The organism is Salegentibacter salegens (assembly GCF_900142975.1).
Taxonomy (GTDB): domain Bacteria; phylum Bacteroidota; class Bacteroidia; order Flavobacteriales; family Flavobacteriaceae; genus Salegentibacter; species Salegentibacter salegens.
Genome location: NZ_LT670848.1, coordinates 1,098,459 through 1,111,766, shown reverse-complemented (window position 1 = coordinate 1,111,766; position 13,308 = coordinate 1,098,459). Strand labels below are relative to the sequence as shown.

At 37.0% G+C, this 13,308-nt stretch carries 8 protein-coding genes; 4 read left to right on the top strand and 4 right to left on the bottom strand.

Going from position 1 to position 13,308, the window contains the following annotated elements; all coding sequences use genetic code 11:
• Window positions 1-7: 7 nt before the first annotated feature.
• The 4 genes from B5488_RS05000 to B5488_RS04985 all read left to right on the top strand — a co-directional run bounded on the left by B5488_RS05000 (window position 8) and on the right by B5488_RS04985 (window position 2,918).
• Window positions 8-937 (top strand): aspartate carbamoyltransferase catalytic subunit, encoded by a 930-nt coding sequence (locus tag B5488_RS05000; RefSeq protein ID WP_079734258.1) that lies wholly within the window; start codon window positions 8-10, stop codon window positions 935-937.
• A 42-nt stretch (window positions 938-979) separates the two neighbouring features.
• A complete protein-coding gene (locus tag B5488_RS04995) occupies window positions 980-1,312 on the top strand; it encodes a ribonuclease Z (RefSeq protein WP_079734257.1) in 333 nt (110 codons plus the stop codon).
• A gap of 10 nt (window positions 1,313-1,322) precedes the next feature.
• Complete coding sequence (locus B5488_RS04990) at window positions 1,323-2,231, top strand: ribonuclease Z (RefSeq protein ID WP_079734256.1); 909 nt, start codon at window positions 1,323-1,325, stop codon at window positions 2,229-2,231.
• Between the two features lie 180 nt (window positions 2,232-2,411).
• Window positions 2,412-2,918, top strand: coding sequence for a CAP domain-containing protein (locus tag B5488_RS04985; protein WP_079734255.1), 507 nt, complete (start codon window positions 2,412-2,414; stop codon window positions 2,916-2,918).
• Window positions 2,919-2,997: 79 nt separating this feature from the next.
• Here B5488_RS04985 and B5488_RS04980 read toward each other — a convergent pair whose 3' ends face one another.
• Genes B5488_RS04980 through B5488_RS04965 form a run of 4 tightly spaced genes read right to left on the bottom strand, consistent with a single transcriptional unit; the run spans window position 2,998 to window position 13,276 of the window.
• Window positions 2,998-4,857, bottom strand: a complete 1,860-nt coding sequence (locus B5488_RS04980; RefSeq protein ID WP_079734254.1) for an OmpA family protein — start codon at window positions 4,855-4,857, stop codon at window positions 2,998-3,000.
• Window positions 4,858-4,874: 17 nt separating this feature from the next.
• Window positions 4,875-5,786, bottom strand: coding sequence for a PorP/SprF family type IX secretion system membrane protein (locus tag B5488_RS04975; protein ID WP_079734253.1), 912 nt, complete (start codon window positions 5,784-5,786; stop codon window positions 4,875-4,877).
• Window positions 5,787-5,798: 12 nt separating this feature from the next.
• Window positions 5,799-12,743, bottom strand: a complete 6,945-nt coding sequence (locus B5488_RS04970) for an HYR domain-containing protein (RefSeq protein WP_079734252.1) — start codon at window positions 12,741-12,743, stop codon at window positions 5,799-5,801.
• A 26-nt stretch (window positions 12,744-12,769) separates the two neighbouring features.
• Window positions 12,770-13,276 carry a hypothetical protein gene (locus B5488_RS04965; RefSeq protein ID WP_079734251.1) on the bottom strand — a complete coding sequence of 169 codons (507 nt, stop codon included), beginning with the start codon at window positions 13,274-13,276 and terminating at the stop codon, window positions 12,770-12,772.
• Window positions 13,277-13,308: the final 32 nt, after the last annotated feature.

Sequence of the window (13,308 nt, the reverse complement as noted above, 5' to 3'; positions counted from 1 at the left end):
TAAATATATGAGCGAATTAAGTGTAAATCACTTACTGGGAATTAAATATCTAACCAAAGAAGATATTGAGCTTATTTTTAAAACCGCCAATCATTTTAAGGAAGTGATTAACCGGCCCATTAAAAAAGTCCCTTCGCTTAGAGACATTACCATTGCCAACCTATTTTTTGAAAATTCCACCAGAACCCGACTTTCGTTTGAACTTGCCGAAAAACGTTTAAGTGCCGATATTGTAAATTTTTCTGCCGCATCTTCTTCTGTAAAAAAGGGCGAAACACTTATAGACACCGTAAACAATATTCTATCTATGAAAGTAGATATGGTAGTGATGCGGCATCCCAATCCCGGGGCCGGAATTTTTCTTTCCCGCCATGTAAAAGCCAGTATAATTAATGCCGGAGACGGTGCACACGAACACCCTACCCAGGCACTTTTAGACAGCTATTCTATTAAAGAACGCCTTGGTGAGGTGAGGGGTAAAAAAGTGGTTATTGTGGGCGATATTTTACATAGTAGGGTAGCGCTTTCTAATATTTTTGCACTTAAACTTCAGGGAGCCGAGGTTAAGGTTTGCGGGCCTAAAACATTGTTGCCAAAACATATTGAATCTTTAGGTGTTGGTGTTGAAACAGATCTTAAAAAAGCCCTTGAGTGGTGTGATGTGGCAAATATGCTTAGAGTGCAGAACGAGCGTATGGATATTAGTTATTTTCCAAGTACCAGGGAATATGCACAGCAATTTCAGTTAAATAAGAAAATGCTGGAAAGTTTGAATAAAGAAATTGTTATCATGCACCCGGGACCCATTAACCGTGGAGTGGAAATTACCAGCGATGTTGCCGATGCAGAAAATGCGATTATTCTAGACCAGGTACAAAATGGGGTGGCCGTTAGAATGGCAGTAATTTATTTATTGGCTTCAAAGATAAACCACTAAAAGTCTTTAATTTCTTAACTTTAAATTTTAAAGAACCAGGCTATGAAGATTTCAGAAAAAGAAAATTATATTTTAATAGAACCTATAGAAACTCCGGTAGTAGATTTTGTTTCCTTACTTACACAAAGACACGAGGAGTTTGAAAATAACAATGTGGCGGTAAATTTATTAGCTTATCACAAGCTTCAAAAAGAAGAAGTGATGGGTTTTTTAGAAATTGCCACTATGCACCAAATAAATAATAAATCTTTTGTTTTAATAAGCAATGCAGTAACTATAGATGAACTGCCAGAAGAAATCGTGGTGGTGCCTTCTTTGCGAGAAGCTGAAGATCTTATTCAAATGGACGACATTCAACGGGATTTAGGCGTTTAATTCTTTTAACATGAAGCTTAATATTCTTGGTTGTTACGCCGCTACTCCCCGTAGTTTTACTAATCCTACTTCCCAGGTACTTGAGATGAAAAACGAATTGTTTTTGATTGATTGTGGCGAAGGAACCCAGGTGCAGCTTAGGCGCAATAAGGTTAAATTTTCCAGGATTAAACACATATTTATTTCCCACTTACACGGAGATCATTGTTACGGACTTGTTGGTCTTATTTCAACCTTTAGATTATTAAACCGGGAAACCGAATTACACGTTTACGGGCCAAAAGGAATAAAAGAAATTATAACATTACAGCTCAAACTTTCTAACTCCTGGACCAATTATCCCCTCTATTTTCATGAATTGAGCAGTAAGGAGCCTCAACATATTTTTGAAAATGAAAAGCTTAGCGTAGAAACTATACCGCTAATTCATAGAATTTATACCAATGGGTTTCTATTTAAAGAAAAACCCGGCGACCGGAAACTGCTTATCAATAAAGCGGTAGAATATAATATAGATGTGTCCTTGTATAAAAGTTTAAAGAAAGGAAAGGACGTAACTTCTGAAACCGGGGAATTAATTCCTAATCATTTAGTCACAGCCCCACCTGAAACTCCAAAAAGTTATGCTTATTGCAGCGACACCGCCTTTAACCAGAATATGATTCCGCAAATAAGTGGAGCTACTGTTTTATATCACGAATCTACCTTTCTTGAAGATAAAGCCGATCTTGCTTTCCCTACCAAACATAGTACGGCCAAAGAAGCTGCTCAAATTGCAAAAGAAGCAGGGGTTAAAAATCTAATACTTGGGCATTATTCTACTCGATATTCTAATATCAACTTGTTCAGAGAAGAAGCTGAAACTATTTTTCCCAAAGTTGAACTTGCCGACGACGGGAAGACTTTTATCTTTGAATAACACATTTCTTTACATTTTCCTACATTCTTAAGTTTCAAGATTTGTATTTATCTCATTTTTAGTAGGATAAACCCTACTATTTATGTTAAAATTCAGATAAAATCGATGAACTGCATTTTAACATATGCTTTTTGTCGATAAAAAGTATACTTTTAACTTCCCAGTCTAACTTACTGAACTATGAGAAAAAGTACACTTAGGTTTGCAATACTTGTTTTGCTCTCTATATCAACGATTTCCTGCGCAAAAGAAAGCATCGAAGAAGAAGTTAATTCCTACAATCATACTGCTAAAGAAATAGCTAATTTTGATTATTCTGAAATCGAAAGTAATATTCTTGATTTGGTGAACGAGCATCGCAAAAGCCTTGAACTTGAACCTCTTCAACCCATAACTGAAATTTCTATAGAAGCAGAATCTCATAATTATTATATGCTTGAAGTGGGAAAAGTAAGTCACGATAATTTTGGAGTACGCTACGAAAATTTAGTGGAGACCATTGGGGCAAAATCGGTAAGTGAAAATGTAGGTTTTGGATACCATACAGCAGAAGCTGTGGTAAAAGCCTGGCTAAACAGTGAAGGCCACAAAAAGAATATTGAAGGAAACCATTCTCACTTTGGAGTATCGGTGGTAGATGATGTAGAAGGCCGTAATTATTTCACCAATATATTTATAAGAAAGTAATATTTGTTTTTCATAGATTGATTAAGGAAAAAAGGTTCAGCGTTTTGCTGAACCTTTTTTAATATAATTATTCCTATACTTAATCCATCTTCACCACGCTAAACATAGAACGGCGATTAAGCTGGTGCTGCTCCCTGGTGCACCTGTCACATTCTATTGCAGGTTTACGTTCTCCAAAAGCCTTTTCTTGAATTCTATCTCCCTTTATACCTTTGGCAATTAAATAATCGCGGGTAGCTATGGCACGTCTTTCAGCTAAAGCTTCGTTATAATTGTCGCTTCCACGTTTATCGGTGTGTGAGCCAATTTCTATCACCAAATCGGGATATTCGTCTTGCATTAATTTTACAAGCTTATCCAGTTCTTTGGCAGCATCTGGCCTAATATTACTTTTATCAAAATCGAAGTAAATATTATTTATTTCGGCAAGGTATTCTACATCGGCGACAGGTTGAAGTTTGATATTATATACCATTTCTTCTGCATCGTTAAAGTTTTTGGTACTTAAAGTATCAGTGAAAATTTGATATTTAATTTGCTTTGCTTCCAACGGAATTTCAACATTTCTGTTTACTGTAGTTTGATAATTTCCCTCTTCATCAGATTCCAAAAACGCAATTTGTTCATTATTTTCATTAAAAAGTATGATTGTAGCCTGGGCGATAGGATTCCCATTTACGGCATCGGTTACTTTTCCTTTTAATATGAGCGGAAGTAACTGATTAAAACTATAAATATTATCTGATCCGTCGCGGTTAGAAGCTATAAAACCGGCATTACTATCAGTTTCTCTGAAATAACTAAAATCGTCTAAATTGCTGTTTATCGTTTCTCCCAGGTTATGAATTTCAAGGTTTTCAGCTTCTAAATTTGTTTTAAAAATATCGGCTAATCCATAACCACCGTGGCCGGCAGAAGAGAAATAAAGCACATTAGCTTCATCTATAAAAGGAAAAGTTTCATCTTCAGCAGTATTAATTTTACTTCCTAAATTTTCAGGAGGTCCAAAAGTATTATTTCCAGTTATAGAAACTCTGTAAAGATCGGTTCCGCCTTCGCCACCGGGCATATTTGAAGCGAAAAACAGTGTTTTTTCATCTTGAGAGACCACAGGATGACCTACAGAATATTCGTCACTGTTAAAAGGTAACTCCTGAATATTTATCCAGCTATCACCCGATTTTTGAGCCGAATAAACCTTTAAATGATTTGTAGCTTCTTTGTCCCTTTTTCCTTCTTTATTATTAATATAATTGTTTCGGGTAAAATACAGCATTTCACCATCGGGGCTAAAAGTTAATGGGCCGTCGTGTAATTTTGTATTAATTTCTCCGGTAATAGGGGAGACCTCTCCACTGGAATTTAACTTATAAATATCTAAAAAAGGTTCTTGGTTCCAGGAATATTCTTTTTCTGAATTCTTTATATTTCGAGCTGAAACCAGGTAGGTTTCACCATTAAATTTAACCGCACCAAAATCACTAAATTCTGAATTAAAATCACTTTTCTTAAGAGTGTAAGTAGTTTGTATTTCGGCATGATTCTTCAGGATTTTATTAATTTCAGCTGAAGCTTCTGCGTTGCTTTCCAGGTATTTTTGTAACCATTCCCGGGATTCTTCATATCTTTTGGCTCCTCGTAAAGCCTGGGCATATTCGTAATAATATTCCGCAGAAATATTTGTAGAATCCTCCAAAATATCTTCATAGTAGAAAACCGCATTTTCCGGACTTCTTAATTTCATATAAGTCTGGGCGAGTTTTAACCTGTTTTCTTTAAGATTGTATTCATTTTCTATAAGTTCTTTATAAACTTCCACTGCTTCCATATAAGCGAGATTACTATAAAGTTTATCAGCTCTTTTTTGTTTACCGTATTGTGCCTGCAGGCTTATACTAAACACTAAAAATAATAGAATTAAATAGTATTGTTTTTTCATAATCAGCAGCATTTATATTAGAAGAATCGGGGAGATTTGTACCGGGTTTTTTGAAATCTGAATTCATAAATTAACAGGATCTCGTGCGAGCCTGAGGTGTAAGGTCTTATATCTGAAATTGAATACTCGTAAGCATAACCAGCTCTAAAACCATCAAAAAGTTCTACATCTAGAAAAGCACCTAAAGCATCGTCTATACGCCAGTTAGCGCCCAGGTAGAATTTCTCATGAAAGATCATAGTTCCCGAAAAATCTACTGATAGCGGTGCACCGCTGGTCATTTTTAATAAAGATGTGGGTCTAAATTTTAGATTTTCGTTTAGATCAAAAACATAGCCCCCGGTTAAGTAATAATGAATCTGCTCCATAGCCAGGAATTCATTATACTCGTGGTTATTATTATTAATTAATTTTGGTGCTGAAGCTCCTATATACCAATTTTGAGCTGAAAGATAAAAGCCTATCCCAAAATTTGGTGTCCACTTATTGAACTGGTCTTCAAAGAAAGGATCGTTTAAAACCTGCTGATCATTAAATAATTCTTCATCTAAATTATAGTAGCTCATTCCGGCTTTTAAACCCATTGCCAGAGAAATATTATTATTAAAATCTAAGCGATAAGCAAAATCTCCATAAGCATAAGTATAATTCTCATAACCTGTTTTATCGTTAATAACCGAAAGTCCCAGACCTACCTTATCGTTGGTAAGCGGAGAATGTACTGAAAGGGTTTGTGTATTTGGAGCTCCACTTACTCCCGCCCATTGATTACGGTTTAATGCGGTTATGGAAAACCCGTCCCTGCTCCCAGCGTAAGCGGGATTTATAGATATGGTATTATACATATACTGGGTGAACTGCGGCAATTGCTGCGCTAAAGCCGAAACCGAAAACATAAGACAAAATATGAGTAGATATATATTTTTCATGTTCTTTCTTTTTTATTTTGTTCCTAAATAGATGTAACCTTGAATAGGGGCAAATCCGCTATTTCTAATTTCCAGGATATAGAAGTACGTTCCTGACGGCAATTGATTTGAACTGGTTACTGAGTTTGTAGAATAACCATCCCAGTCGTTTTGATAATTAATGGCTTCATAAATTTTATTTCCCCAACGGTTAAAGATCTTTACATCGTAAGTGAATCCGCATTCACTGGCGAAATCTATACTGAAATAATCATTATGAGTATCGCCATTTGGCGTCACCGCTTTAGAAATACTAGATTGAATATCTTCCAGGCTACAAGGCAATACAATACAATCATCATTAATAGATACTGTAACTTCTGTGGTAGAATTGCAAATACCATTATTAAGCTGATATTCAAATGTGTAAGTGTCAACTGGTAGCATAGCCGGGTCAATAATACCCTGATTCAATGCACCGGTGTCTTCGGAGTCTACCCAAACTCCTGAAGTATCGTAATCTCCTTCAAGAAGTTCAAATAAATCAAAAGTGATATCTTCAGTACATAGACTTATCGTGCTGGTTTCAATTTCGTTTGCTACAGGTTCTTCTATGGTTACCACGGTTGGTTCTGAAATTTGATCAAATGCATCCCTGGCGGTTATTGAGTAAGTTCCAGGTTCAAGCTCGGTAAATTCATCTACAGTTTCATAATTTCCTCTGTCAATACTATAGGTAAGTCCGTCTTCAGTATTAATCAGGATCACTCCAATTGGTGTAACACAATCTGGCTGAATTACTTCAACTTGTGGAGCATCTGGTGCTGCCGGAGTTTCTTCCGGCTCTTCTTCTACAATAACTGTAAAAGAACAACTCGCTGTATTTCCTGAAGCATCAGTAACTTCATAAGTCACGATGGTTTCTCCAACAGGAAATTCTTCTCCAGATGCATAACCTTCGATTAGTTCTATGCTGGTTTCTGAACAATTATCTGTAGCTGAAATAGTAGCATAATTCACCACTACGGTCTCGGTTCCAAACTCAACGTTTAATTGAATATCTTCCGGACATGCAATTACCGGAGCTTGATTATCTATAACTGTAACAATAAAGCTGGAATTAACTGAATTGCCATTCACATCAATTGCGGTATATGTTAAGATTGTTTCTCCTAGCGAAAATTCAGATCCAGGAGCCAAACCTTCTGTAAGTGTTATACTTTCTAATCCACAATCATCGGTGGCAGAAGGAATATCGTAGTCTATAATGGCACCGCATATATCTGGGTCGGTATTTACGGTGATATCATTTTTATCTTCAATAACCGGAGCTTTATCATCAACTACACTTATTTCAAAGCTGCAGCTTGCTGTATTTCCAGCTGCATCAGAAGTGGTAAAAGTTATAGTTGTAGTGCCCACTGGAAATACTTCTCCTGAAGACAGACCTGCGGATTGTTCTACAGTTACATTACCCGAATTATCGAAACCTTCTGGAGTTTCAAATTCTACAATAGCACCGCAAATTCCGCCATCAGTACTTCTTACTATGTCTGAAGGGCATTCTAAAGTTGGATCCTCAGTATCTTCAATGATGATATCAAAGCTACATTCAGTAGTATTTCCAGAATCATCGGTAGCGGTAAAAGTTATGGTGGTAGTGCCGATTGGAAACTGAGAACCCGAAGTAGATCCCCCGGTTTGTTCTACAGTTACTTCACAATTATCGGTTGCTAAAGGATTCTCAAAATTCACTGTTGCAAAATCAACACCGGTTTCAGTACTAAAAATCATATTTTCAGGACATTCAATTGAAGGCGCCTGGTTATCAGTTACCGTTACAGTTTGCATAACCGGCTCAGCTTCGTTTCCATTTGCATCGTTTACGGTCCAGGTAATAGTTGTAGTTCCTACCGGATACTCCGCATCTAAAGCTTGATTATCATCACGGGTTCCGTTTACATTTCCTACAGAGCAATTATCGGTTGCTTGAGGAGCAGTAATTTCTAAAATCGCGCCACAAGTATTAGCATCAGCACTTGTGTTGATGGATTCCACGTTTGCAATTACCGGCGCCTGGTTATCAGTTACCGTTACGGTTTGAATAACCGACTCAGCCTCATTTCCATTTTCGTCAATTACTGTCCAGGTAATGGTTGTAGTTCCAACCGGATACTCAGCATCTAAAGCCTGATTATCATCACGAGTTCCGTTTAAATTTCCTATAGAACAATTATCAGTTGCTTCCGGAGCAGTTATTTCGATCATCGCACCACAAGCATTAGCATCAGCAGTCGTATCGATAGCTTCCACGTCATTAATTACCGGTGCCTGGTTATCAGTTACCGTTACGGTTTGAATAACCGGCTCGGCTTGATTTCCATTTTCATCAGTTACGGTCCAGGTAATAGTTGTAGTTCCTACGGGATATTCAGCATCTAAGGCCTGGTTATCATCACGAGTTCCGGTTGCCATTCCTACGGAACAGTTATCGTTAGCTTGCGGAGCGATAATTTCTAACATCGCGCCACAAGTATTAGCATCAGCAGTCCTATTGATAGATTCAACTTCTGCAATTACCGGTGCCTGGTTTTCAGTTACCGTTACGGTTTGAATAACCGGCTCCGCCTGATTTCCATTTTCGTCAGTTACGGTCCAGGTAATAGTTGTAGTTCCTACCTGATACTCAGCATCTAAAGTTTGATTATCATCACGAGTTCCAATTACATTTCCAACGGAACAGTTATCGTTAGCTTGGGGAGGCGTAATTTCTATCATCGCACCACAAGCATTAGCAGTCGTATCGATAGCTTCCACATCATAAATTACGGGTACCTGGTTATCGATTACTGTTACGGTTTGTGTACAAGTGCTTTCATTACCTGCCGCATCAGTCACGGTCCAGATAACGATAGTTTCTCCCAGACTGAAAAGCTCTGGAGCATTGTTCGTAATGCTTAATTCTGAATCGCAGTTATCTTTAGCAATAAGATCACCAAACGATAATTGAGAAGCGGTACAGGTTCCTTCGTCTACAGTAACGTTTATTAAATCAGTAGGACAAGAGGTAATTTCCGGTGCCTCTTTATCCTGATCTGCTTCGACGCTTACTTCTATTTCAGTTTCGCAATTATTATTCTTAGCAACCAGGTAATAAACTCCTGAAGCTAAGTCTGTGAATGAACCGTTTTTGTGGGAATATTCATTTTGCTCACTATCCTTAAGAATAAAAGTTAAACCCTCGGTAGGCTCGAATTCAATGATTCCGTTATTTAAACTGCAAGTTGTATTAGTAATAGAGGTAGTTATTGGCGCAATTGGTGCACCTTCATTTTTTATGATCACTAATGCTTCAGAAATAGCTTCACAGTCTCCATTACTAGCCTGTACAAAATAAGTTGCTGCTGCTAAATCACTGAATTCTCCGTTTTCAATACTATTATTTAGTGGGTTTTGATTTTCATCTAAAAGGGTATAGGAAATTCCGGCTTCAGTATTTACAGAAATAGTTCCGGTAGTATCTTCACAAGTTGGTTGTTGTGACACTTCTGCCACTGGCGATCCAGGACCACCTTCATTTTTTATGATCTCTAGTTCTTCAGAAACAGCTTCACAATCCCCGTTGCTGGCTTGTACAAAATACTTTCCATCAGTTAATCCGCTGAAAGTTCCATTAGCAATAACATTATTAAGTGGATTTTGATTTTCATCTAAAAGGGTATAAGAAATTCCCTGCTCGGTAGTTACCGAAATAGTTCCAGTAGTATCTTCACAAGAAGGTTGTTGAGAAACGTTTGCTTGTGGCTGACCAGGAGTCCCCAGGTTTTTTATGATGACTAATGCTTCAGAAACAGCTTCACAATCTCCATTGGTAGCTTCTACGAAATACTTTCCGTCAGTTAGGTCACTGAATGTTCCATCGGCAATAACGTTATTAAGTGGATTTTGATTTTCATCTAAAAGGGTATAGGAAATTCCTTGCTCGGTAGTTACTGAAATAGTTCCGGTAGTGTCATCACAAGAAGGTTGTTGTGAAACGCTTACTTGTGGTTGGTTCGGAGTTCCTAAGTTTTTTGTGATTACTAATGCTTCAGAAACAGCTTCACAATCTTCGTTACTAGCTTCCACGAAATACTTTCCGTCAGTTAGCCCGCTGAAAGTTCCATTAGCAATAACATTGTTTAGTGTGTTTTGATTTTCGTCTAAAAGGGTATAAGAAATTCCTTGCTCGGTAGTTACCGAAATAGTTCCGGTGATATCTTTACAGTTTGGTTGAACTACCGTGGTGATTTCCGGAGTTCCTGGTATAGCTGGCGCAGGTAAAATCTCAAAGGTATTTGTTGTGAAAACACAATCATTTAAAGTAACCGATAGTGTATATACCCCAGGAACTATTGAAGTAGCGGCATTACTTAAGGCAATATCCCCAGCATCTGACTTCAATTCATAATCATAGTTTTCATTAAAATTGGTGATGGTCAATACTCCATTTTCATTCTTGCAGGTGGGATCTTCTTTGGTATAAAAAGGTTCCAGTTGAGTTTTAATATTTTCTAAAGTAAGCGACTGTTGAACATATATTTTTCCGCATTCATAGGTAATTCTGAATATTCGCTTATAAACTGCGGGAGATTGCTGTTGCAAAATATCTTTATAACTTATACTTTCAATATCTTCAGTGAATGAAATACTTCCACCTAAATCAGTAAATACTTGCTGGGCAATAGTTGTGAATTCATTTGATAACCCCGGAATAGCATTATCTAGAAAATCGTTATCACAAGTTTGAATTGTTTGATTTTGTGGTGCTGTAATTTCTGGCTCTCCTATTACAGAAACCTTAATGGGAGCTTTGTTAGGGCTTATACAACTTGCCGATTCTCCTTCAGCAACGTAATAGGTTATTTCTCCTGCCTGGGAGGTAGAAGGAGTAATTTGAATTTCGGGAGTTGTGTCGGCTTCGCTGGTATAGTAATATAAATTGAAATCGGGATCACTGGCTACAGCAGTTAATGAATCAGCTTCATCGTTAAGACAATAAGTGATTGATTCAGTTTCTGGTACCGAAGCTATAGTTGTAATTTCTATAGTAAAGGGTATTGCGCAATTCTGGGTTCCCGGGATTACAGCGTAATATTCAGTTGAACCAGAATTATTTGGTATTGGATTGTTAGTAGTATATTCTGTACTATTACTGGTTACCGGAGATTCGTTAAAGAATCTTGTTCCGTTAGGGAAACCTGAATTGATCTCTGAAATTTTTATTGGATCTTCACGGTTGCAATAAATAAATTTTCTTTCTTCATCTGAATTTCCGCAATTTTCTGCCCGAAAGTTGGTAGCGTCTATAGCAACCTCAAAAGGTGAAGTGATAGGTTGGCCCTGGCAGGTTCCTTCGGTTTCATAACCCTGGATAAGATCTTTGTTTTCAAATGTGGTACCGGTTATAGCGCCGCGACCGCTAATATTTCCATTAAATCTTATAAGATCGAAACCTGGGCAGACATTGGAAAGGATAGTACAATCCCTGGTTACCCCGAATTTTATAGTGAGATCGGCTAAAATATCATTGGTATTAGTTGCAAGAGGTAATTCATCAATTTCCCAAACTATTGATCCTGTTGCACCTAAAGTAGGATCAAAATATACATTGTAATTTTGAGGAGTGGGAGAAAAATAGAAATTCGTGGATAGACTATTGGTAAGATAATCGGCATTATAGGGAACTGGAATAACAACTTTTACGTCTTCCACATTTTCTGTCCCTTTATTTTTTAATTCTATCTTATAGCTTAATTCATCACCGGGCTCTGCATTGTATGGAGGATTGCCGGCTATACTGCCATTTATTGCAGTTAGAGAAGAGACTCCTTCAATTTCAGGAATGTATGCATCAACAGACATTGCGATAGAAAAAATGGAGTAGGTATCTTGAGTAGAACCATACCTGAAAGTTGTACTGGTTTGGTTATTATCTATAGCTGAATTTCCATTATTTGGAATATTAAACATGCTAATATCTATTCCCGTATTATTAGAATAATTAGGAGTTCTGGAAATTCCATCATTTTCAATAGAAGAATTAAAGAAATTATTAGTGCTGTTTTGCTCGTGAGAAAGTCCTAACCAGGTATTATCACTATTTTTCTTTATTTGAAAATAATCTCCGGAAATTCCAACATCACCCTCACCGGCCATGATACCTAACTTCATATTTACCGGACCCGATTGAGCAGTATTAAACCCTGAAACCGGAAGTTCATAATTTGCGACAACATTTCCTTCTACGTGGGCGTAACCATCAAAAATGGTAACATCCCTCCAATCCATTTGGGAATTTTCATAGATTACAATCATTCCCCATCCGCCATAATACCCTGTAACACCACCGTTACCTTCGGTTAGTTCCATATCGGCAACCCAATATTCTCCGGTTCCGTTATTTCTAACTAAATCGGTTACTTCAGCGTAAGCAGCATACATATTTGATGGTCCGGGGAAAAGAATATCATTTGGATTTGCGGTAAAAGTTTGATAGGTAGAATTATTTGGACCTTTTACTTTAATCTTTCTTTTGTTACTCGTCTTCTCAGAAGTATCGGTGCGTCCAGACCAGTACAGTCCGGCATAGATTATACTGGAACAATCAGGATTTGCTCCATTTTCGTTTGAAAATTCAAGCACAGCTGCAGAAGAGTTTTCGGTTGAAGAATCTCCATCTTCATCTACAAACTGCATATAATTGTTACTGTTGTTGGTATTATCTCCGTAAATGTAAAGGCTAAGATTGGTGTTGCCAATCATAGTAAAATCTCCCTTAATATTATAGATCTTTTTCGATGTAGAATACTGGGAAGTCCGTTGCTGAAACTCTTTATATACCTGCGCATTTGCAGCCGTAGTGAAAAATAGCACTGTAAATGCTATTAACACAAATCTTATAGAGGTAATCTGATTTCTAAAGTAATTTTTTTCCATAATCCTGAATTTATGAGTGCAATATTTTATTGCTCTTTAGTAGTCCTGTAAAGAACTTTTACGTTAGAAGTATTCTTTAACATCCCTTGAATATTTGATACACTACATTCAAAATCGCATTCTATTAAAACGTATTTTAACGAACCACTCTTAATAGAGCTTAGGTCTAAAGTAGCAGCTGAATTGGTTGTGGAATGTTTAATTAAAATTAAGTTTACGCTTTGCAATTCGGTTTTAAGAGATGATAATTTCGATAAGTAGTTTGATGGTACAATTACCAGTTTGGGCGCTCCTTCTCCCATTTTTACGTGCTCATTTTCCTGAACAACTATTAAAGGATTTAATTCGAAAACGAGATTTTTAAGATTATCTACTTCCTGGGAGTCAAAATTTTGCTGACTTCGGGTTTGAGTTGATTGTTCTCCTATTAATCCATCAAAGTCGGTAATAGTGTAAGATTGCTGTGCATTGCTGGTAAAAACATTACCCAACAATACAAGAATAAGGATATTAAAAACTGAATTTATTTTCATAATTCTATAGTTCTGTTTCCCAATTTTAATGA

Bases quoted from the DNA above. Each gene is read 5' to 3' on its own strand.
- B5488_RS04980 (WP_079734254.1), bottom strand. From the start codon at position 4,857: ATGAAAAAACAATACTATTTAATTCTATTATTTTTAGTGTTTAGTATA.
- B5488_RS04995 (WP_079734257.1), top strand. From the start codon at position 980: ATGAAGATTTCAGAAAAAGAAAATTATATTTTAATAGAACCTATAGAA.
- B5488_RS04970 (WP_079734252.1), bottom strand. From the start codon at position 12,743: ATGGAAAAAAATTACTTTAGAAATCAGATTACCTCTATAAGATTTGTG.
- B5488_RS04975 (WP_079734253.1), bottom strand. From the start codon at position 5,786: ATGAAAAATATATATCTACTCATATTTTGTCTTATGTTTTCGGTTTCG.
- B5488_RS04985 (WP_079734255.1), top strand. From the start codon at position 2,412: ATGAGAAAAAGTACACTTAGGTTTGCAATACTTGTTTTGCTCTCTATA.
- B5488_RS04990 (WP_079734256.1), top strand. From the start codon at position 1,323: ATGAAGCTTAATATTCTTGGTTGTTACGCCGCTACTCCCCGTAGTTTT.
- B5488_RS04965 (WP_079734251.1), bottom strand. From the start codon at position 13,276: ATGAAAATAAATTCAGTTTTTAATATCCTTATTCTTGTATTGTTGGGT.
- B5488_RS05000 (WP_079734258.1), top strand. From the start codon at position 8: ATGAGCGAATTAAGTGTAAATCACTTACTGGGAATTAAATATCTAACC.